The organism is Cuspidothrix issatschenkoi CHARLIE-1 (assembly GCF_002934005.1).
Classification (GTDB): domain Bacteria; phylum Cyanobacteriota; class Cyanobacteriia; order Cyanobacteriales; family Nostocaceae; genus Cuspidothrix; species Cuspidothrix issatschenkoi.
The window spans coordinates 1-22,261 of sequence record NZ_PGEM01000017.1; the positions used below are offsets into that span (position 1 = coordinate 1).

Genomic DNA, 22,261 nt, shown 5'->3' on the forward strand with positions numbered 1-22,261 from the left:
AAGTAGTAAAAGCCATGATAATAAACGGGTTAGGATTTGTCTCCAAACCGTTATATATGAATCCCGAATAACTGGAAACAATAACTTGGGAACTCTTAACTGGGAACGTCTTAACTGGGAACTCTTAACTGGGAACAGGGAACAGGGAACTCTTAACTGGGAACTCTTAACTGGGAACAGGGAACTCTTAACTGGGAACAGGGAACAGGGAACAGGGAACAGGGAACGGGGAACAGGGGAAAAAATCTTTAAGTTAATAGAGAGTTCAGTGTTATTAGTAGATGGGAAGCAACAAGTCAAGTTTGTTCTGAATGTGGATACAAATGGGGTAAACTTGATTTAAAAATTCGGAAGGTTCAGTGTTTAAATTGTGGAACTGAACACGACCGTGATGAAAATGCTGCCAAAAATATAAATAAAGTCGGGATAGGGCATTGCCACGACTCTAAACGGACGCAGAGACAGAGTAAGACTACTCTGGTAGCATCAGTCAGTGAAACGTCAAGAATCACCGCGTCTTTAGGTCGGTGAGTATATCAAATTTTTCCTCTCATCTTTGCATCTTGGTATAAACTAGCTAAGAATGAACTATATGTATCTTTAGTGATGTGAATTTATGCCAAGAACACCCAACGAATTTGCTGTTTTCCTGCTTTTAGACACTGGACATCGGGAAGAAGTGCGCTTTTCTACTTTTCCAGAATTTCAAAAATGGTATACAGGCGTATTAACCCCTAAATATGATTCCAATGAATTTATTAATGTACCGATTAAGAATATTCAAGGTGAATATTTAGTCGTACGCCCGTCCAAAATTGTCGGGATCAGGGTAGAACCAGTTTTTAATTCTAGTATTGAAAGATAAATAATGATCAAAAACCTGAGTTTGCTTGCGTTCAGCCTGGGAATTAGCTTGATCAATCCGCTGTCTTCAGTTGTAGCTCAAGTTCCTGTTCCACAGCCAATAGATATAGATATACCTGTTATTCACAACCCATCACCAACAAAATTACCTCCACTGCAAAAGGTTGATATCAACACCGTTTGTACTCCCCAAAACTGCTTGGGTTGGGATGAACAACTTTGGGGTAGAGATGGAGATAAAACAGCACTACTAAATGCCATAGATAACAGTTTGCTATATTTACAACATCACCAAGCTGCTGAAATTTATCAAAACTACCCCATTAAAGAAATTACCCTCAGTCGAGTTCGTCGGAGTTTATTACACTTTCGGCAACTGGTGGTAAGTTCTAGTTCAGCAGCAGAATTGCAAGCAGCGATCAGGCGAGAATTTGTCTTTTATCGGTCTGTAGGTAACGATAATCAGGGAACAGTTCAATTCACGGCTTATTATCGGCCTGTGTATATGGCCAGCCGCGTCAGAACTGCTGTATACAAGTATCCTGTGTATCGTCTGCCACCAAATTTTCAGAAATGGCCTAAACCCCATCCCAAACGTGTTGACTTAGAAGGAAAAAATGGTTTACTAGGTAACAAAAGCAGGTTACGGGGGTTAGAACTGCTTTGGTTTAGCAACCGCTTAGATCCCTATCTGATTCATATTCAGGGTTCTGCCCAAATTAAATTAACTAATGGACAAACCACATCTATTGGTTATGCCGGCGCAACTGATTATCCCTGGACTAGCATCGGTAAAGAAGTGGCAAAAGATGGCAAATTGCCCCTGAGCGGTTTAACAATGCCCAAGTTAATCAGTTATTTCCGCCAAAATCCTAGAGAATTGAATAATTATTTACCGCGTTGGGAAAGATTTGTTTTCTTTGCCGAAACTAATAACGCACCGGCTATAGGTAGTCTGGCAATACCTGTCACCGCAGACCGTTCTATTGCTACTGATAAATCTCTAATGCCTCCGGGCGCACTGGCACTAATTATTAATTCATTTCCCTATCCTAATGATCGCGGACAATTAGAATCTCGGTTAGTACAACGGTTTGTTTTAGATCAGGATACAGGTAATGCGATTAAAGGACCGGGAAGAGTAGATTATTTTATGGGAACTGGTCAACTGGCAGGCGATCGCGCTGGTATTTCTGGAGGTAGGGGTTCACTATTCTATTTATTACTAAAAGAATAGGAGTTTCAGAAGTTCAGGAGTCAGGAGTCAGGAGTCAGGAGTCAGGAGTCAGGAGTTCAGGAGGAAGAAGAAAGAAGAAAGAAGGAAGAAATTTCTCCCCTGCTCCCCTGCTCCCCTGCTTTAATAGGGTGGATAACCAAATTCATCATCATCTGCATATACATAGGAACTGGCAACACCAGCTATTTCCGCCTTAGAAACATCTGCTTTAATCAATTCCTTGCCAAATTCTTTATAATCTTCAAAGGTTTTACAAATGATTTCTGATTCAGGAGAATCTGAAGCAATCATATAATCAGTTAAAGTGGAAATTGTGGGATGTTTATAATCTACAGTTGAAGCCACTAAAGCAATATTAGGTTCTATCCCCCTTTCTTCACATTCAATAACCGGGCAAAAAATGCCGTGAGCATGAAATAAAGGTCCTTTAGGAGTCAGAGGTTTCTTTTGAAAACCTGCATAAGCTTTTTCTAATTCTCCGGCAAAACCGCCAGATATTCTACCTTGTTGATATTCGGCGTAACTCTTACCAAAACTTGCGCCGGCTGCACCACTAAGAGTTAATTGTAATGGTGATTGATGTAAAAACTTTTTATTTTCACCTACTAAAAAAATCAGATGGCGAGTGTAAATTTTAAATTTAAGTTTATTTGCTAAAAAATCATCTTTGTAATCTTTGAATGTACCTAATCTAATTTTTGTTTCTCGGTCTTGAACAGATAAAGGACCACGACGAATAATTACTAATTTGGGAGTAGTGCTAATAAATACCGTTTCCACCTCTCCAGAACTAAATTCATGTTCTATTTCTTGCCAATTATCATCGGGTTCAAAACCAACGGCTTGGGCGTTGTCTAGTTTAATTGCTAAACCATAACTCTGTAAACCATCTTCACCATAGCGGGGACTAATCATTTGACACCAGGGGAGAACCTGGGACGGTGGGGCGTTAAATTTCTCGTCTTCAAAGTCGAATTTAGCAGATGCTTTAGCCATTTTAGAATAACCGCGTGTTTTATTTTACAAGTTTATCTTTTGTACCATCTTTTGTACCATTCTTATGGGATGACTGGCACTTTCTGAATTAGATTTTAACAATTTCCTCTTGATGGTGGTTGGTTGGGGTTTCAGTAGAGGTGGGTGGGTATAATTGCTATATAAGTGAAGATAAGTGATTAGTTAATTCTTGGTTACAAGTTATATAGTTCAAACTTTACACAATTTTTGGCAATAATTAAAGGTTCAATACCTAAATGATCGGCAGTAAATTCATTATTTATGCACTATTCTTAACTCAACCATTAGAATAAAATTTCACTCCTAAAATTCACATTCTATGCTGTGTAAGAGCGATACAATATGTTTATTAGGAGTTATTATGTCAACTTATCCAGGAGTTAGTGGTATAGGTAGTTTACAAATCAAATAAGATTGCTATTTATATACTAATCTACCTTCAATTTCACTATTAAGAAGTTGGTGAGCGATCAAATATTCTTCCAATACGTTTTGGGCAGATGTTGTGACTATTTTAGAATCACCTAACTTAGTCAATTCTTGAATTGTCAGGTTTAGGCTCTGAACTGAATTTTTGTAATGATATTCCTGTAGAGAGATAGTATATTGATTATCAGCTTCTACAGGTTTGCCGTTAATGCTCAAAGATTCAAGTCTCTTCTCACCATCATTGTAAACCGCCTGAACACCTTTGTTTACTTGAAAACAATTACTTTCACCAGGTATTCTGTTTTCCGCTCTCATGATGTACGCAAATAAGTTGAGCAGTTGTTGGCCTGTTAATTTGACCCTATAAAGTGGACCATCGTAAGGGTAAACTTTTTTCAGGTCACTAAGTGTCACTAACGGACCTAATTCTTGACCTCGTATTGAACCACTGCCTATAAATACTACATCAGACATAGCGGATTCAGCTAAACTGTCTGTAATTAAGTTACCCACTTCGGTTTCTATTTCCCGCAGAGGATGGGTTAAACGGCGTGTTAATCGAGATATAAGCCGATTATATTTGCGATCTACCTCGTCTTTGAAAATACCAATAAATTTTTCTAGTTCAGCATCGGGTTCTGCAATATTATTATTCACTGGTATAAGTTGCCATTTCCATTCAACAATGCTATTGGTAGCATCGTCTACTACAATGTCAAAACGTCCTATTTGATCTGTACCTACTCCAGCTTGAGCTATAAGAATGTTGTTAACTTGTGCTGGTTGTTCCAAAATAGTGTGGGAGTGTCCACCAATGATCATATCCACACCCCATTCAGGATCTAACATTGCTGCCAGTTTTTTATCTTCTTCAAAACCAATGTGAGTAAGGAGAATTGTTAAGTCTACATCTTCATTTTTATAGGCGTTACAAATCTTGCCTACTTCCGCAGCAGCATCTTCCAAGCCGACAAATGTCCCAATACTTGTGTCGAGTTTTAAGGATTTCATCACTTCTTCAGTAACAATCCCAATGAACATAATATCAAATCCATCTACATTCAGGATCAGATAGGGGTTCATTAATCTCTTATTATACTTTTTGATATATAAATTGGCATTGACTATGGGGAAGTTTGCCATCTTTTCTAAGAATAGTAAATGAGGAAACCCATAATCTAACTCGTGGTTACCTAATGTCACGACATTAGGGGCAAGGTAATTCATGATTTCCATCGTTGAAAGACCTTTGTATTCAGTATCAATCATAGACCCCTGGAGCATATCACCAGAAATCACAAAAAGTGTGTTTTTCTCTTCTTGACGTACCTTGTTGATATATCCTGATAGTAGTGCTAGTCCGCCAATAAGATTACCTGCTGCACCCTTAGATTCGGCTAGAAAATCTCCGTGCATATCATTGGAATGCAGAATTGTAAATTTTTTTAACCGTTCTGTTGTCACTGTTGTCATTTTGTTGCCCCATTTAGTCTGCTCAAACTAGCTGTTTCAGTATGACATAATTTATTATTTTATACCAATTGGCTATGAACTTTTAACTATAAATCAGCTTAAGTTATACATTTGCTATCTTTAGTATTTTTTCATAATTCTCGTTGCAATTACAACGGAGTTTTTAGGATACTTTCATGGTGTGCGAGTTCAATTATTAACAGGAACAATGATCGAACAATATCCACCTGATTCTGACAAAAAAGCGCGGTTAGTTAGGTATAATTGCTACATGAGTGAGGAGAAGAGGGAATGAACCACGAAGGACGCGAAGGAATAAAACCCAAAGGTTTATCTTAGTTCAACTACAGTTGATATTATTTTACTTACTCGCAGTCACCTGAAACTATGACAAAATATAATAGTATAAAAATAGAATCAATAGATGATAAATCTCCCTATTTATCGGCTGTAATAGATTTATGGAAGCCTCATAGGGCAACTCTTGGATTATTTCCTAGAGATGCTTTTGTAGAAAGAGCAGCTAAACGTCAGATACTCGTAGCAATTAACGCTGAAGGTGAATCTATTGGATATTTATTATATCGTAATTCTTATGACAGAATTACTATTGTTCATCTTTGTATATCTCCCTCATATAGAAAGAACGGTATTCCTGATCTATTAGTTAATGAACTCAAAAAAATTACTGTAGAAAAATATAGGGGTATTGGGTTAAGTTGTCGCATTGATTATAAACTACAACTTATGTGGTCAAGGCTAGGTTTTGTTTATAAATACGAAAAACCAGGTAAAAATAAAGCTGGAAAACCTCTAGGATTTTGGTGGTTAGATCATGGACATTCAAAATTACGATTTTCTGAAACTTTACCGTTTAGGTTGTATAAAAAGAACTTAAAAACTAAGATAATTATGCCTGAAAATATATTAATTTTATCAATTAAACCGAAATACGCGGAAATGATATTATCTGGACAGAAAAAAGTAGAACTCCGTCGTGTTCGTACTCGCTTAAAAGATGGTGACTTAGTTTTAGTATATGTTTCATCTCCCACAAAAGCTTTAGTTGCTACATTTGAAGTAGATAATATTATTCAAAATGAAATTCAAGCTAAGCCAAAAGACATAAATGATTTTTGGAAAGTTATTAAAAATATAGCTGGAATTAGTTGTAATGAGTACAAGACATATTACGATACTGCCTCAACAATAGTTGCTATTTTTATTAAAAATGTAAACAAGCTACATAATCCTATAGAGTTGGAAACATTGAGAGACAAAATTCCCAGATTTCACCCTCCACAAAGTTATCGTTATTTGAAACATAATGAATTTCAGTTATTTGAGTCTTTAATTCAAGATAAATCCCTTATATCTTCTAATAAAAAATAATTTATGTTACTAAATGACAAATCTGAATTTACACAACTTTTTAACGAATTTATAACTTCCTATCCCTACACACCAAATGGGATAAGTCATATAAAGTCATATACGGAGCAACGTCAACAAGCTTGCCGTAACTTTGAGATAATTAGAACAGCAGCAGATAGAGGTGAAAATATCAGAGAATTAGTATTGTTACAACTCTTACCGCATAGTAATACAATCAATAATCGTCAAAGAGGTGCTTGGATTCATATTGCCCCATCTGTCACCAAAGATATTAAAGAATGGTTTGAAGGTGCAAAGTGGGCTAAAAGTGAAGATTGGGATCAAATTGCTACTGCCATTTTTAATTTTATATGTTCGTGTAATGCTAAACCAAAGAAATTATTAAATTATTGTATGGAGTTTTCACAATTGCATTGTTCTAAAGGTTTTCAGATGGGGATGCTAACTCCTATTTTAAATGCACTACAACCTAATCAATTTTTATTGATAAACAACAAATCACGAAAATTAATTAATTATTTTGCCAATACAAACTATGGAAACAAACTTATAGACTATCCCACAATTAATAATACAGGACGTAATTTGGTTCAAGAATTGGCTCAAGATATGCACAAAGTTGGTGTACCAGCTATACGAGATGATGATTTATTCGATATGTTCTGTCATTGGCTAATAGCCATCAAAAAATATGACTTTCAATATCAAAATCAACAACAGATTAATACAGTGAATAGAAATATTAAATCTAATCCTAAATATACTTTATCTGATATCAGTCAAGAGATCTGTTTTGAAGAGACAACTATAAAACGTTGGATACACACAATTAATCGAAAAGGTCAAGCCATATTTTACGGTTCACCCGGAATAGGTAAAACATTCATAGCTGAAAAAATAGCAAAACATCTAATTAGCGAAGGTAATAGTTTTTATGAATTACTCCAATTTCATCCAGCATACACCTATGAAGACTTCATTCAAGGTATCCGTCCTCAAAGTGAAGATGGTAAATTAACATATCCACTTGTTCCCGGTAGATTTTTAGAATTTTGCAAAAAAGCAGAAGCATTTCAAGATACCTGTATTCTCATCATTGATGAAATAAACCGAGCGAATTTACCCCAGGTTTTTGGTGAATTAATGTATTTGTTAGAATACCGTGATCAAGAAATTCCTCTCGCTGGGGGTAATAAATTTCGTATTCCTCAAAATGTCCGTATTATTGGTACAATGAACACCGCAGATCGTTCTATTGCACAAATTGATCACGCTTTACGTCGTCGTTTTGCATTTATTGAATTACGTCCTAATTATGATGTTTTAATAAAATACCACCAACATACAGATTTTGCGGTTATGGATTTAATTAATGTTTTAAAACGATTAAATAACGCAATTGATGATAAAAACTATGAAATTGGTATTTCTTTCTTTTTAACTCGCAACCTACGAGAAGATATAGAAGATATTTGGAAGATGGAAATAGAACCATATTTAGAAGAATACTTTTTTAACAATCTAGAAAAAGTAGATGATTTTCGCTGGGATAAAATCAAGGAATCTTTAACGATATGAAACCAGGAAATTTAAAAATTATTGAACTTACTGAATATCAATCTAAATCTTTTGAACGTGATGAAATTTCCGAAGAAGTTGAAATCATATTACATGAAAAATACAAAAACCTGGTAGATGTAGATCCTCCCAGTTACAAAACTCGTTATCAATGGAAACTAACCGCTAAGGGATGGATCGGTTATATTCCTATAAACGCTAACTTTGCTTTAAAAATAAATCCTAAAGTCCCAATTAAAAATTTATTTGGAATGTTGGAATATGCTTACAATTTAAAAAGCTTTCAATTTCTTGATGGTTTAATAAATTGTGATTCTGTAGAGGATTTTTACAATAAATTTGCTTATATTTTAGCGGAAAAAATTATAGAACGCTGTCGTAAAGGTTTATATCGTAGTTATGTACCCAAAACTGAAAAATTAACTTATGTACGGGGTAGGTTAAATGTCCAAGAAATGATTAAAAAACCTTGGGATATAAAATTACAATGTGAATATCAAGAACACACTGCGGATATTATAGATAATCAAATTCTATTTTGGACGTTGTTTCATATTGGCCATAGCGGTTGTTGTTCAGAGAAAGTATCAGAAATAGTTAGAAAAGCCTATCACGCTATGCAAGGAATGGTATCTTTACAACCTTGTAATTCAAAAGATTGTATTGAGCGAAATTACCACCGTTTGAATAATGACTATTATACATTACATCAACTTTGCCGATTCTTTTTAGATAATACTATCCCCAGTCACGAAATAGGGAAAAATACAAATTTACCGTTTTTAGTAAATATGGCGCGTCTTTATGAAATGTTTGTTGCAGAATGGTTAAAGGTAAATTTACCGCCAAATTCTGTCAAAACTCAAGAAAAAATTTTCATAGACAAAAACAGATATTTTAAACCTGATTTAATTATCTACGATACTCAAAGTTCAACTCCTAAATATATTCTCGATACTAAATATAAAAATCCAGAGAAGATTCCTGATAATGATCTAAATCAAGTAGTAACTTATGCAGTTTCTAAACATTGTTCTGAAGCTGTGTTAGTTTATCCTAAAGTGTTAAATAATTCTTTTCATCAATACAACATTGGAAATATTAAAGTTCGTAGTCTTACTTTTTCTCTCCATGAAAATCTTGAAGATGCGGGAAAAGAATTTTTAAAAAAACTTTTTTCGTAAGAATTCACCGAGTCAGAATGCTTATAAAATCAGGAATACAGGCAAGTGATATTTTCTTAAAAATCATCATAACCTACTCCAAAAGCCTTGATTTTCCTGACTTAGAGTATTTTCTATCCTGAATCCTTACCTTTTTTCTTAAATTCCCTAGAGATATCAAATAAATTTTAAGAGATGATTTAACATGATCAGCAATAATGAATTCACAATATCCACCCGATAAAAAATAATCCTGTAGATCCTTAAATCCTGGACATCCTGATTCTGACAAAAAATGTCCTAAATCTGCAACAAATTCGCCAAAGATTCAGGTAAGGGTAAAATAATCAACAATAATAAAGCCATAGCAATTAAACCCATAAAATCCCTTTTATTATCTAATTCTGTGACATCATTTAAAGCCGGTTCATCAATTAAAGGAACAAATAATAAAAGAATTGCCCACAATAAAAATTCTTCTCTGATAAAAGAAAAGAGTAATAATAAGAATCTAGCAATTTGACCAATCATCACCGCAGTCCGTTGTCCAAACATCGCATGAACAATATGACCACCATCTAATTGTCCTACGGGCATCAAATTTAAAGCAGTAACAATTAATCCTAATAATCCCGCCACTGCAACTGGGTGTAAATTCAGGGCAGATTTTACAGTTAGTTCACTCCCTAAAGCTAATTTCGCCAGTAAAGCCAATAAAATGGAGTATTTAGGATTCAGTGCATTCGGGTTTAATAGTCCTGTTTTTTCCGGCAAACTGACTATTTCAGAATTAGCTAAACCCCACATTAGTAAAGGTATAGTAATAATAAATCCCGCTAAAGGACCGGCAATACTCACATCAAATAAAGCTTTGCGGTGAGGCATAGGACTCCGCATTTTAATAAAAGCCCCAAATGTCCCTAAGAAAAAAGGTACAGGAATAAAATAAGGTAAGGTAGAGCGAATTTGATAAAATCTAGCTGTTAAATAGTGTCCTAATTCATGAGTACCTAAAATAGTCACTAATCCTAAAGCATAAGGTAAACCTTGAATAAATAATGTCAGATCAGATTCCAATTGAGTGATGTGAAAACCAGCAATTCTCAATCCTACTAAAGTAGTAGTAAATAAAGTTAATACTAATAATAGTATGGCTAACCCTGGCTCGGTAATTTTTTCTGCATTACGTTGGTTATTTTGTTTAGCTGCTTGAGCATTGGGAACTAAAACAAAGAAGGGTTTATCATTCATTCCTTCTTGAAATATGACTAGAAAGCGATCGCCAAATACTCTGTCAATATTAGCTTTAACTTGTGCATAAGCCTCACTAGATATAGTTCGCAATTGACCACGACAAATTATTGCCTGAGGTTGATAATCTATCTTTTGTACATAATATACACCCCAAGGAAAACAATTTCGCAGTTGGCTTTCTTCTGCTAAATCAATCGGCCGTACTGGTGTTGTTTCTCTTGGAAGATTATTATTTCCTGCTGATGGATTTTCTGTTCCTTGATTTTCTGGATTTGCAGGTAACTGTCGTCCCCAATTAAATAACAGCCAATACAATAATAAACAAACTGCTGAGACCCAGAGAATTAATTCTGAGGGCGGTGTTTGCTTGACACCATACACTAAAGACCAACCAGCTAATAAAAATGCTGGAGTCATTAAAACTAACCACAACAACCATATAGGAGTTCTTGTAGCCCGTGCAACAGTTTGTTGCATCATTAAATAAGTTAATAACCCCAAAATGAGGAGAAACAAAAATACCATGATATTTTCTACTTAATAGAATACCTTACTTGTATTTTCCGTTACAGATTTTAATTACAAGCAAGACTGCACACCCTAATCTTTCTATTACAGTTAACAGAAATGTTAAATACACTGTAACCTAATTATTCACCTGTCCTGAGTTTTGGTTTTTTCATTTATGTCTTCTTTGCCTCAACAGTCTCCTCATCAGACTAAACCTCCGCGTTCTATATTTCCTCAAACCACGTCAGTTCAGGAAAGCCCTCTAGCAAATAACACTATTTTTGCTTTTCCACCTAATCGGGATACTTTGGGAGGAACGTCTTACTTCATTGTGACAAATGAAGGCAACATTCTCATAGATTGCCCTGCCCTAGAACCAATAAATCAAGATTTTTTGTCTTTACATGGCGGAGTCAGGTGGTTTTTCATTAGTCATCGTGGTGCTATTGGCAAGGCTGCAGAATATCAGCAAATCTTAAACTGCGAAATTCTGATTCAAGAACAAGAAGCTTATTTATTGCCTGGTTTAACTCTCACCACCTTCTCTGATCAGTTCACTCTCAAAGCCACCACAGAAATTATCTGGACACCAGGCCATTCTCCAGGCTCATCATGTCTATACTATCGTGAATTTGACGGCGTTTTATTTTCTGGTCGGCATTTAGTTCCAAACCAGTATGGTGAACCTGTGCCATTACGCACATCTAAAACCTTTCATTGGCCACGACAACTTAGAAGCATTCAATCCCTACGCGATCGCTTTACAGCAGAAAGTCTAAATCATATTTGCCCAGGTTCTAATACAGGCTACCTTAGAGGTCAAGCCTCTATAGATCAAGCATACCAAAAAATTCTTAACTTGAATTTACCAACTTTGCGGGAAATGCAAGCAGTCTTTTAATTTAGAGAAGAGTCGCCCAGAAGCCCACACTCACCTGTTCGCGCAAGCGTGCCGCAAGGCATAAAGGAGTGTGTGGAGTACGTCACGAAATAGGTAATGGTTAAGAGGGAATAGAATTTTCTCCCCTGCACCTCTCACCTATTCCCTATCACCAAATTTTTACTCAAAAGTTCTATAGCTGCTTGATATTGGGCATCTTTTTCCGTGCCAATTTGCTCACGGTTAATTGGTGGTTGGGGAATTATTTGATCTGGTTTAATTCCCAATTTATTAATATCTCGATGGTTAGGAGTTTCATATTTAGCAATTGTCACCGCTAAGCCAGAACCATCAGATAATTCAAACAAAGATTGAATTAAGCCCTTACCAAAGGTAGTTTCACCTATCAACTGGGCGCGGTGGTTATCTTGTAATGCACCCGCTAAAATTTCGCTGGCACTGGCAGTTCCCTGATTAACTAGAATCACTAAAGGATCTTTTGTCAACGGCGGACCAAAAGCTTCATAATTACCCTGAATCCCTTGACGATTGACAGTGTAAACGATTGTTCCAGAGTCCAACCATAGACGAGCGACTTCTATTCCCGCTTGTAAAAGTCCACCGGGATTATTTCTTAAATCAAGAATATAGGCAGACGCGCCTTTTTTTTCTAAAATAGAAATAGCGTGTGCCAATTCCTTAACAGCATTGGCACTAAATTGACTCAAGCGGAGATAGCCAATTTTATCGCCTTCATGGGATAGGCGTAAATCAGCTATTACAGGATTAAGCGCAATCCGATCTCGTACCAAGACCACTTCCTGATCCTGTTCTCCTGCTCGGCTAATTAAGAGAGTCACAACACTGCCAGCAGGACCCCGCATTCGCGCCGCAGCTTCATCAATACTGAGATTCTCTGTAGATAATCCCTCAATTTTCAAAATGCGATCGCGTGGTTTTAAACCTGCTTTTTGGGCTGGAGAATTTTCAATAGGTGCAATTACTTCCAAAATACCAGTTTGGGGATTGAAAGCAATTTGTAATCCCACACCTGTTAATTCTCCAGAAGTGTTCACTTGTAAACTGCGATATTTCTCAGGTTCAAGAAAACGGGTAAAAGGATCATCCAGACTCTTGAGCATATCCTGAATTGTGGTATAAGCAGCTTTCTGGTTCGGAAAATAATGTTTTAATGCCTTTTGTCGCACATCAACCCAATTTTGGCTGTTAAACGTCCCGTCCAGATAAGAGCGATTTAAAATTCGCCACACTTCGTAAACAAGCTTTTGTTCTTGGGTCATAGCTAAAGCTGGAGAAACAAACCCTCCCAGCACCAAGCAAAAAACCAGTACCAGTGAACATCCTAGCCGCCAAAACCGCCCAACCCATTGATTCATGAACCCTGTTTTCAGTTCCATCTCAGACTCAAATTCCCTAAAACTTTCAATGCTACTTGTGTTGTTGATGAAATCTATCTCTCGACTATGTTACTTTTTTTATAGAAGAAGTGCATTCTTCTCATAAAGTTGCTAATCCAACTTTTCTTAAAGATCATCCTTCCTGATCAACGATAAAATTTTCTTTGAAGTCAATATTGTCAGTGTTGCCTTACTAAAGACCAGAGACAGGAAGATTGCTCAAACATAGGGTGAGTTACACCCTAATTTACGCTCGTGGACAAGTAGAAACCTATTCCCTTGGATGAAGCGAGAAGCGAACCCTCTAACTGAGATTAGTCTAATAGTCACTTATGACAGGGCTTCGCATAACAAAACTTATCAACCGCAATCTATTTTTAGGAACTTGAGATTGTATGGCCAACGTTTATGACTGGTTTGAGGAACGCTTGGATCTCCAAGAACTTGCTGATGACATAACCAGCAAATATGTTCCTCCCCACGTTAATATTTTCTACTGCTTAGGTGGAATTACCCTAGTTTGCTTCCTCATCCAGTTTGCCACTGGATTTGCCATGACATTCTACTACAAGCCCACCGTTGCCGAAGCTTTCTCCTCGGTACAGTACATCATGAATGAAGTCAACTTTGGTTGGCTAATTCGCTCCATCCACCGTTGGTCAGCCAGCATGATGGTACTGATGATGATTCTCCACACCTTCCGCGTTTATTTAACAGGTGGCTTCAAAAAGCCTCGTGAATTAACCTGGGTGAGCGGTGTAATCATGGCTGTGATCACAGTTTCCTTCGGTGTAACAGGCTACTCTCTACCTTGGGATCAAGTTGGTTACTGGGCTGTAAAAATCGTTAGTGGTGTACCAGAAGCAATTCCCGTAGTCGGTGTTCTGATCTCCGATTTATTACGTGGTGGTTCTAGTGTTGGCCAAGCTACACTCACCCGCTATTACAGCGCCCACACCTTTGTTCTCCCTTGGTTAATTGCTGTCTTCATGTTGTTCCACTTCCTGATGATCCGCAAACAAGGTATTTCTGGACCTTTGTAATTAAAGTTATTAGCAACTAGGCAAAACTTAGTTTCCAGATCATTGTAGTTTGTTTTAAACTGAGGGAAAATAACTTGTAAGTTGTAAACATAGACTAGTATCTGAACTCTGAGTCAGTTATGTAGCTCATGGCTTTAGCCAATGCTTTAACCTCACTTCAGCCGGAGAACGCATTTAGAAATGTCAACGCAAAAAAAACCGGATCTGAGCGATCCCCAATTAAGAGCCAAACTCGCCAAAGGCATGGGTCATAACTACTATGGTGAACCCGCCTGGCCTAACGATTTGCTCTACATATTCCCAGTTGTGATCATGGGATCTTTTGCCTGTATCGTGGCTCTAGCTGTTCTAGATCCCGCTTTAACAGGTGAACCGGCAAATCCTTTTGCTACTCCTTTGGAAATTTTGCCAGAGTGGTACTTATTCCCTGTATTCCAAATTTTACGCTCACTACCTAATAAACTCTTAGGTGTGTTAGCTATGGCTGCTGTACCTGTGGGATTAATTATTGTTCCTTTCCTAGAAAGCGTCAACAAGTTCCAAAACCCCTTCCGTCGTCCTGTTGCCATGACAGTATTTCTGTTTGGTACCCTTGTTACTATTTGGTTAGGTATTGGTGCTGCAATGCCATTAGATAAATCCTTAACCTTAGGATTGTTCTAAGAGAGTCAGTTACACTGAAAACTAACTCTGGTAACGTCTGTGATCTTCAAAAGTGTATACCTGATAATATCTGACAGACAAATAGCCATGATTTTTGATTGTCTACTTGTAGTTGATATGTTAAACGATATACGCTTTTGAAGATCCACAGGCGTTAACTAATTTGCGATTGTGGAAAGAATATCTGAAGATCATGATCACCAGTCAGCTTTCCCAGTCTCAAATACCAGAATTTTAATTTTTTTGATGTGTAATAATTATGCTCAAAGATTAGGGAATAAAGTCATGATCAAATAAAAATTATGATCAGACTTTGAAAGCTCTCATCTTGGATAATCAATTCCCATGGCAAAATTTAAAATCAGCCAATTAATCAGACATTCCCAGATTTTTAACTTACTTTACTATTTAAGTCACGGTCAATGCTTAGCATAGTGCAGCAAGACCATCTGACGGTAAAGAGCGATCTTAAGCTCCTATACCAAGTACAACAATGGTTTGAAAAATTTTGTCAGCGATATTTACCTCAATATGGCTGGTCAGACAGCCAACTTTATCGTCTCAACCTAGCATTAGCAGAAGGTTTTACTAACGCAGTTCGTCACGCTCATCATTCCTTACCACCAGAAACAACTATAGAAATTCAAGTCATTCTCTGGATTGATAGACTAGAAATGAGAATTTGGGATTATGGACAACCATTTAATCCTGATGTGATCATTGAGCCAGAACCCGGTACTTTGCAAGTAGGTGGGTATGGCTGGTTTTTACTCCGGCGTTTGGCAGAGAAAGTTGTCTATGAACGCGATTCAGATACTAGAAATTGTTTGTTAATTGTTAAATATTGTTTAGAACCATAACATTAACACCTAGTAACTTTTAACTGCATACGAAAAATTAAAATTTCACTATTTTTCTAGTATTTATCCAACTATAGGCAGATTGAAATTAGTATTTTCTTTACTATGGTTTTTGTGCCAAAAAAGACCTGATCACGTTTTTTGTGGTCATATTAAACTAGCTGTTTTAACAAAAACTTTATGCAAATTATTAGGAATTCCCTATACTGTCCTTACTTACGGAAAAGAAGTTTGGGAACCGCTTGAAAGTGAAGAAAGACAATGTAAAATATCTAGTCATTAGTCGGGGTGATGACCGACCAATATTAGCCCAGTTAGCCAAAGATTTAGGCGTGAGCGATCGCGTCATTTTTACTGGATTTGTCCCCACAGAAGCATTAATATTTCATTATCACCTAACTGATGCCTATATCATGCCCTCTCAAGAAGGTTTTGATATTGTCTATTTAGAGGCCATGCCCTGTGGCATCCCTGTATTATCAGGAGATAATGATGGATCTGCTGACCCCTTACAGAATGGTAAACTCGGTTGGAGAATCCTCCATCGTGATCCTGATGCAGTAGCAGCCGGCTGTATAGAAATTCTCCAAGGTAATGATCAACGTTGTGATGGACAATGGCTAAGAGAACAAACTCTCGCTGCATTTGGGATATACACTTTCCCACAGCGGTTACAACAACTCTTGCTCAATTCAGCATCCATAGTAGGTGACAGGCTTGGCCGTGAGCGTCAGCCAAACGGTGACAGGTGACAGAGTTGAAAAGACTTTGGGGTAAGGCTTTTTCGGTCAATTTTATATTTCATTGCAGTGTATACCGCCATATCACCCAGAACTAAACTTGCTATTCTAAAGTCAGCAGCACAAATTTGAGACATGAGCTTTAAAAATTTACAATTCAACTTTGAAAATATCCGCCCTTGGTTAACCTTATTAGCAATTTCCTGGTTATTAGCCTCCTTGGGTTTAGGTTGGTTAGTCAATTCTTTATTAATTATTTTCGGCTTATTGTTATTTTTACCTGTGGTTGCATTCTTAGGGTTTCGTTGGTGGTTAGCAAAAAATCTAGTCACTGGCCAATGTCCCGTCTGTGGATATGAATTAACAGGAGTTAATAACACTCAACTACAATGTACAAATTGTGGAGAGCAGTTATCGTTAAAGAACAACCAATTTCAGAGGTTTGCACCGGAAGGAACAATTGATATCACAGCAGTGGAAGTAGAGGCCAAATCAGTGGAAGATTAGTTATAGGAGGCAAGAGGCAGGGGATCACAGGAGCAGGAGTAAAAAATTTATATGATTCTTTCTGAACTACTGAACTACTGAATTATATTCCCCAATTTTTTGTGCCATTGCTGGAAATTTTTGAGAAAATGTGGCTGCTGTAATTCAGAAAGCCAAAGAATTAAAGCATCCTCGTTGTTATCTTTGTAATAGCCCCGTCGTTTGCCCGCAGTTTTGAAACCAAACTTTTGATACAAGGAAATAGCAACGTGGTTAGAATCACGGACTTCGAGGGTAGCTCTTTCTAAACCCAGATCAATAGCAGTTTGCAATAGCACACACAATAAGGCCTTGCCTAACCCTTGACCATGATATTCAGGGTGAACTGCCAAAATTGTAATGTGTGCTTCCTCTAAAATTGACCAAAAGCAACCCATTCCTAACAGTTCAGAGTCATTGAAAGGTGAAAATAAGCCAAAAAAATGACTATTAGGGCTTTCTAACTCGCGTAGATAGCCTTCCATAGTCCACAAACCATTAAAACAGGCTTTATCCAGTTCTAACAATTCCGTAAGATTGTCTCTAGTTAAAGATTGAATTTTTAAGTCTGATGAAATCACGATTTTTGAGAATTAGGGAAGGTTAATTATCTAAGACTTACTCATTGACAGGACTAACAAAATATGATATCTGGATTTCTGGCATTTTTACGTGATTGTTTGATGATTTTTGAGCGATAGGGAAGCGCTGCTGCAAGCAGTTCCCTATTGATCAGAAGTTAATCGCCACAAGCCTGAAACGACCAAATATCCTTCATACATATCATGGTTAATTTGTACAGTGCCTAAGTCCTATCATCAATTATCAATTACCCATTATCCGTTACCAATGAGAGGGTAAACTGGGAACGAGGACATATACTCATGCCCTTATTTTTCACAAAGAGAAGTTTTAGTAGTTATGGTATTGACTCCCCCCGTCGAAGTTCAAGTTTCTGGCCGTCAATATTTACAGCCACAAAACAGCAACAGTGCTGATATTTCCCCTAACCAACAACTCCTACCCTTGACAGCTAGAGTCAATCATCATGACAACCTGGAAATCGGTGGGTGTGATGTAACTACCTTAGTGGAACAGTTTGGTTCGCCTTTATATATTTTGGATGAAGAAACCCTGCGGACGGCTTGTAGGCAATATCGAGATACCTTTAAAGAATACTATAAAGGAGAATCTCAGGTACTTTATGCTTCTAAGGCATGGAATTGTTTAGCAGTTTGTGCCATTGTGGCCTCAGAAGGCTTAGGAATTGATGTAGTATCCGGTGGGGAACTTTATACTGCCCTCAGTGCGGGTATGACTCCAGATAAAATCTACTTACATGGCAATAACAAATCTCGTGATGAGTTAGTTTTAGCAATTCAGTCCGGTTGTACTATTGTTGCTGATAACTGGCATGAATTACATACATTGGTGAAAATAGCAGGAGAACAAACAGAAGATTCTTCTCTGTTCCCAATTCGGATTATGCTGCGGTTAACACCTGGGATTGAATGCCATACCCATGAATATATTCGCACGGGTCACTTAGATAGTAAATTTGGTTTTGATCCCAATAATTTACAGGAAGTATTTGCTTTTGTTAGTCAACAGCCTAGTTTAAACTGTGTGGGTTTACACGCTCATATTGGTTCACAAATTTTTGAGCGTCAACCCCATAGAGATTTAGCTGCGGTGATGGTGCAGTGGCTACGGGATGCGGCTAAACATGGTTTAAATGTGACAGAATTAAATGTCGGTGGTGGTTTAGGAATTAGATATACAGAATCCGATGATCCTCCAAGCATTGTGGAATGGTCAAAGGCAATTTGTGAAGTTGTGCAAGCAGCTTGTTTATCGGAAAATCTGCCTTTACCTAAGTTACTTTGTGAACCTGGGCGATCGCTTATTGCTACATCTTGTGTCACTGCTTATACAGTTGGTGCTACTAAGGTGATTCCTGAAATTCGCACCTATGTGGCGATTGATGGCGGAATGTCAGATAATCCCCGTCCTATCACCTATCAATCAGTTTATCGTGTGGTGGTTGCGAATAAAATATCTGCTCCTTGCACCGAAATCGTGACATTGGCTGGTAAACATTGCGAATCAGGAGATATTCTGATTAAAAATGCCCAACTGCCAAAAACTGAAGCAAATGATATTCTCGTAGTTATGGGAACTGGTGCATACAATTACAGTATGGCATCTAACTATAATCGCCTCCCTCGACCGGCAGCAGTTGTAGTGGCAAATGGCGAAGCAAATTTAATTTTGCAGCGTGAAACTTATCAAGACTTGATTCGACAAGATTGCTTACCGGAAAGACTGAAATAGTTCGTAGTCAGTGGTCAGTGGTTGAAAAATCAGAACTGACAACTGACCATTGACAACTGACAAATGACTATAAGAATCCAGATGTCATGAGAGATTGGTGGAAGCAATGGCTGATAAACCTGGGAGATAGGTCACAGTCCTTGCTCCTTGGGACTCTGGATATGATGTTGGTGCTGGCACTGACATACATAATCCTGGTGATTATTAGTGAACGGCGCACATTATGGATGGTGCGAGGGTTTATAGTCTTAATGCTTTGCTCGGTTCTCAGTGGCAAGTTAGGATTACCTTTGCTAAATTTTGTTCTGGAAAAATTGGTGATTGGCTGTGCTGTAGCTATGGCTGTGGCACTGCAATCAGAATTTCGCCGTTTTTTGGAACAGTTGGGACGTGGTGAATTTTGGCAGTTATTTCAAAATAATCGCTTGGCAATCCCTAAATCCGATAGTGTAATTGATGAAATTGTTGATGCAGTTAAAGAACTATCAAAAAATCGTATTGGTGCTTTGCTCATTTTAGAAACCACTGGGCCAATTGAAGAGCAAGATTTCTCAGTCCCAGGAGTGAAGCTGAATGCGGAAATTTCTAAAGAACTAATCCAAACTATTTTCCAGCCAAAAACTTTGTTACATGATGGAGCAACCTTAATTCGTGGTTCACGCATTGTATCATCAGGTATAATTTTACCACTTTCAGGGCGTACAGCTTCACGGCAGTTGGGAACACGCCATCGGGCAGCAATGGGAATTACGGAAAGGGTCGAAAACTGTATTTGTATTGTTGTATCTGAAGAAACGGGTTCTATTTCCTTAGCGGAACGCGGAACTCTATATAGACCACTAACTATTAAAAAGCTGAAAGAGTCTTTAGAGGCTCGATTTTCTCCAACTGTAGATCGGGAAGCTGTAGCACCTGGTCTTTTCAGTTTAGTTCGTCAGTTTGGTAGTCCTTTACTAAAATTAATTTCCCGATTGCCTGGATTACCTTGTCTTCGATACGCTACTCGTAGTTTATTTACCCGTAGGGGTACGACCGCTTCTCAAGATAAAAAATGAAAATACAACAAACTGAATTGCAATATTTACCCCTAGATTTAAAAAAAGAATTACTACCTCAACACGTTGCCGTAATTATGGATGGTAATGGCCGATGGGCAAAACGCCAAGGTTTACCCCGGATTATGGGTCATAAAGCTGGTGTGGATGCTCTCAAGAATTTGTTACGCTGCTGTAAGGACTGGGGGATTAAAGCCCTGACTGCTTATGCTTTTTCCACGGAGAACTGGAAAAGACCACAGGAGGAAGTGGAATTTTTGATGAGTTTGTTCCAGCGTGTGTTGCGTCAAGAACTACGAGAAATGGTCGAAGAGAATGTACAAATTCAGTTTGTGGGCAACTTACAAGCTTTACCAAAAGGATTGCAAGAAGAAATTTCTCGCTCAATGACAGAAACTAAAAATAATCAAAGTATTAAGTTTACTGTGGCCACAAATTATGGTGGCAGACAGGAGATTTTACAAGCCTGTCGAGCGATCGCCCAAAAGGTAAAAGAAGGTTTACTTCAGCCTGATGATATTTCTGAAGAAGTTTTTGAAGCTCATTTATATACAGCCGGAGTTGCGGATCCCGATTTGTTAATTCGTACCAGTGGAGAAATGCGTTTATCAAATTTCTTGCTTTGGCAAATGGCCTATGGAGAAATTTATATTACTGATACTCTCTGGCCAGATTTTGACCGTCATGAGTTCCATCGAGCTTTATCTACTTATCAACAACGAGAACGCCGTTTTGGGAAAGTTTAGATGATGGTTGACGGTTGACAGAAAATTATATTACGAATTACGAATTACCCATTGCGGGAGTCGGGAGTCGGGAGTCGGAAATTACGAATTACGAATTACGAATTACGCAATTTATGGGCCTGAGAAAACAGCTTCTTCAATATCTTCTCGACTGAGAGAATATTTGAAAGAACGTTGAATATCTTGGCTATTTTCCCCTGCTTGGAGGTAACGGACAGTGATTTGCTCAGTATCTAACCACAGTTCTGCTTCCCAACTAGATCGTTTTATTCGCCAACAGTGTAGTTGGGCATCGTCTTGTTGACAACCTTGGTTTTTTAGCCACTGTTCAATTTGTGGTAGAGGATGACTATATAGGGGAGTATTTGCAGGAAGCATAAGCAATTTAAAATTCAAAATTCAAAATTCAAAAAGATTGTGTGGTTAAGGGGTGAAGTTGAGTTTAAGTAATTGCTTCCCCACGCAAGATGGCTATAGCGATCGCTAATAGAATACAACTAAAAATGGTCAACCCCAACACAAATAATACAAATATTTCCCCGGAAGATAAAGGCCGATCTGTAGCATCTAAATAACCTGATTTTGACCAATCATGAGAACGAGACACAGGATGATTCAAATCAGATGGGGTTTGAATGACACCAAAACGGGAATAGCCAATTTTTAAATCATAGCTGAGACGACGTTCTGGATTACTAAGAGTGGCATAAGCTTCATTAATTTTCTGAAATTTAGCAGTAGCAACATTAGCAGCTAATTCCGTTGTATCTGGATGATAGAGTTTGCTAAGTTCTCTATAAGCGCGACGGATATCAATTACTGATGCTGAAGGATGTAATCCTAGCAGGGTATAGTATGTTGTAGTGTCGCTGCTTTGTAGCTTTTCCCCGGTTTGATTCACGACTTTGATCAACTCTGTTTTTCTATTGTGAACTACCCACACTGACTTGGAGTACCAAGTACAGTGTTGGCTTCTGTACTCACAGGGGAGTGCCGCAACTTAGACTTTCGCCCAAGTTTTGGTCTTATCTCCCCTCCTACAGCAGAGACGGCTGCACCTTCCGCCTTTATCCCTTC

Annotated in this window: 21 protein-coding genes and 3 pseudogenes; 16 read left to right on the forward strand and 8 right to left on the reverse strand. The window is 37.7% G+C overall.

Going from position 1 to position 22,261, the window contains the following annotated elements:
• The 4 genes and pseudogenes from CUN59_RS21030 to mltA all read left to right on the forward strand — a co-directional run.
• Nucleotides 1–68: pseudogene (locus CUN59_RS21030) on the forward strand (DUF4277 domain-containing protein); the annotation flags it as partial.
• Between the two features lie 205 nt (nt 69–273).
• Nucleotides 274–531: a zinc ribbon domain-containing protein gene (locus tag CUN59_RS02405; protein ID WP_243406847.1), complete on the forward strand. Its 258-nt coding sequence runs from the start codon at nt 274–276 to the stop codon at nt 529–531.
• A gap of 85 nt (nt 532–616) precedes the next feature.
• The gene (locus tag CUN59_RS02410) at nt 617–865 is read left to right on the forward strand and encodes a hypothetical protein (RefSeq protein WP_104386334.1); all 249 of its coding nucleotides are present in this window, start codon (nt 617–619) and stop codon (nt 863–865) included.
• 3 nt (nt 866–868) lie between these two features.
• On the forward strand, nt 869–2,101 hold the full coding sequence (gene mltA / locus CUN59_RS02415; RefSeq protein ID WP_104386335.1) for a murein transglycosylase A: 1,233 nt from the start codon (nt 869–871) through the stop codon (nt 2,099–2,101).
• Nucleotides 2,102–2,221: 120 nt separating this feature from the next.
• Here mltA and CUN59_RS02420 read toward each other — a convergent pair whose 3' ends face one another.
• A complete protein-coding gene (locus tag CUN59_RS02420) occupies nt 2,222–3,097 on the reverse strand; it encodes a DUF5895 domain-containing protein (RefSeq protein WP_104386336.1) in 876 nt (291 codons plus the stop codon).
• Between the two features lie 438 nt (nt 3,098–3,535).
• On the reverse strand, nt 3,536–5,020 hold the full coding sequence (locus CUN59_RS02425) for a bifunctional metallophosphatase/5'-nucleotidase (protein WP_104386337.1): 1,485 nt from the start codon (nt 5,018–5,020) through the stop codon (nt 3,536–3,538).
• Nucleotides 5,021–5,407: 387 nt separating this feature from the next.
• On the opposite strand from CUN59_RS02425, the gene CUN59_RS21035 reads away from it, so the two are divergent.
• From CUN59_RS21035 to CUN59_RS02440, 3 genes are read left to right on the forward strand one after another with little or no spacing between them, the layout of a single operon-like run.
• Nucleotides 5,408–6,412, forward strand: a complete 1,005-nt coding sequence (locus CUN59_RS21035; protein WP_133163987.1) for an ASCH domain-containing protein — start codon at nt 5,408–5,410, stop codon at nt 6,410–6,412.
• A gap of 3 nt (nt 6,413–6,415) precedes the next feature.
• A complete protein-coding gene (locus CUN59_RS02435; RefSeq protein WP_104386338.1) occupies nt 6,416–7,993 on the forward strand; it encodes an McrB family protein in 1,578 nt (525 codons plus the stop codon).
• Nucleotides 7,990–9,177: an McrC family protein gene (locus CUN59_RS02440; RefSeq protein WP_104386339.1), complete on the forward strand. Its 1,188-nt coding sequence runs from the start codon at nt 7,990–7,992 to the stop codon at nt 9,175–9,177. The genes CUN59_RS02435 and CUN59_RS02440 overlap by 4 nt, the downstream gene beginning before the upstream one ends.
• Before the next feature lie 279 nt (nt 9,178–9,456).
• Here the strand turns inward: CUN59_RS02440 and CUN59_RS02445 are convergent, their stop codons facing one another.
• Nucleotides 9,457–10,935, reverse strand: a complete 1,479-nt coding sequence (locus CUN59_RS02445; RefSeq protein ID WP_104386340.1) for a site-2 protease family protein — start codon at nt 10,933–10,935, stop codon at nt 9,457–9,459.
• A gap of 160 nt (nt 10,936–11,095) precedes the next feature.
• On the opposite strand from CUN59_RS02445, the gene CUN59_RS02450 reads away from it, so the two are divergent.
• A complete protein-coding gene (locus tag CUN59_RS02450) occupies nt 11,096–11,821 on the forward strand; it encodes an MBL fold metallo-hydrolase (protein WP_104386341.1) in 726 nt (241 codons plus the stop codon).
• Nucleotides 11,822–11,955: 134 nt separating this feature from the next.
• Here CUN59_RS02450 and ctpA read toward each other — a convergent pair whose 3' ends face one another.
• A complete protein-coding gene (gene ctpA, locus CUN59_RS02455; RefSeq protein ID WP_243406845.1) occupies nt 11,956–13,197 on the reverse strand; it encodes a carboxyl-terminal processing protease CtpA in 1,242 nt (413 codons plus the stop codon).
• 416 nt (nt 13,198–13,613) lie between these two features.
• Here ctpA and petB point away from each other — a divergent pair, with 416 nt between their 5' ends.
• From petB to CUN59_RS02480, 5 genes and pseudogenes are all read left to right on the forward strand, one after another.
• A complete protein-coding gene (gene petB / locus CUN59_RS02460) occupies nt 13,614–14,261 on the forward strand; it encodes a cytochrome b6 (protein WP_104386343.1) in 648 nt (215 codons plus the stop codon).
• A 180-nt stretch (nt 14,262–14,441) separates the two neighbouring features.
• A complete protein-coding gene (gene petD / locus CUN59_RS02465) occupies nt 14,442–14,924 on the forward strand; it encodes a cytochrome b6-f complex subunit IV (RefSeq protein WP_104386344.1) in 483 nt (160 codons plus the stop codon).
• A gap of 422 nt (nt 14,925–15,346) precedes the next feature.
• The gene (locus CUN59_RS02470; RefSeq protein ID WP_104386345.1) at nt 15,347–15,784 is read left to right on the forward strand and encodes an ATP-binding protein; all 438 of its coding nucleotides are present in this window, start codon (nt 15,347–15,349) and stop codon (nt 15,782–15,784) included.
• A 31-nt stretch (nt 15,785–15,815) separates the two neighbouring features.
• A pseudogene (locus tag CUN59_RS02475) lies at nt 15,816–16,536 on the forward strand (glycosyltransferase); the annotation flags it as partial.
• A gap of 123 nt (nt 16,537–16,659) precedes the next feature.
• Complete coding sequence (locus CUN59_RS02480) at nt 16,660–17,031, forward strand: hypothetical protein (RefSeq protein ID WP_104386346.1); 372 nt, start codon at nt 16,660–16,662, stop codon at nt 17,029–17,031.
• 74 nt (nt 17,032–17,105) lie between these two features.
• Here the strand turns inward: CUN59_RS02480 and rimI are convergent, their stop codons facing one another.
• Entirely contained in the window at nt 17,106–17,630 is a 525-nt protein-coding gene (gene rimI / locus CUN59_RS02485; RefSeq protein WP_104386347.1) for a ribosomal protein S18-alanine N-acetyltransferase, read from the reverse strand.
• A gap of 340 nt (nt 17,631–17,970) precedes the next feature.
• On the opposite strand from rimI, the gene lysA reads away from it, so the two are divergent.
• The 3 genes from lysA (at nt 17,971) to uppS (ending at nt 21,184) form a co-directional block, all read left to right on the forward strand.
• Nucleotides 17,971–19,383, forward strand: a complete 1,413-nt coding sequence (gene lysA / locus CUN59_RS02490; protein ID WP_104386348.1) for a diaminopimelate decarboxylase — start codon at nt 17,971–17,973, stop codon at nt 19,381–19,383.
• An 86-nt stretch (nt 19,384–19,469) separates the two neighbouring features.
• On the forward strand, nt 19,470–20,438 hold the full coding sequence (cdaA, locus tag CUN59_RS02495; RefSeq protein ID WP_104386349.1) for a diadenylate cyclase CdaA: 969 nt from the start codon (nt 19,470–19,472) through the stop codon (nt 20,436–20,438).
• A complete protein-coding gene (gene uppS / locus CUN59_RS02500; RefSeq protein WP_104386350.1) occupies nt 20,435–21,184 on the forward strand; it encodes an undecaprenyl pyrophosphate synthase in 750 nt (249 codons plus the stop codon). Before cdaA ends, uppS begins: the two co-directional genes overlap by 4 nt.
• Before the next feature lie 111 nt (nt 21,185–21,295).
• On the opposite strand, the gene CUN59_RS02505 is transcribed toward uppS, so the two are convergent.
• The 3 genes and pseudogenes from CUN59_RS02505 to CUN59_RS21865 all read right to left on the reverse strand — a co-directional run.
• Nucleotides 21,296–21,562: a DUF3143 domain-containing protein gene (locus CUN59_RS02505; protein ID WP_104386351.1), complete on the reverse strand. Its 267-nt coding sequence runs from the start codon at nt 21,560–21,562 to the stop codon at nt 21,296–21,298.
• A 64-nt stretch (nt 21,563–21,626) separates the two neighbouring features.
• Nucleotides 21,627–22,085 (reverse strand): J domain-containing protein, encoded by a 459-nt coding sequence (locus CUN59_RS02510; RefSeq protein ID WP_104386353.1) that lies wholly within the window; start codon nt 22,083–22,085, stop codon nt 21,627–21,629.
• 32 nt (nt 22,086–22,117) lie between these two features.
• Nucleotides 22,118–22,261, reverse strand: a pseudogene (locus tag CUN59_RS21865) (RNA-guided endonuclease TnpB family protein); the annotation flags it as partial.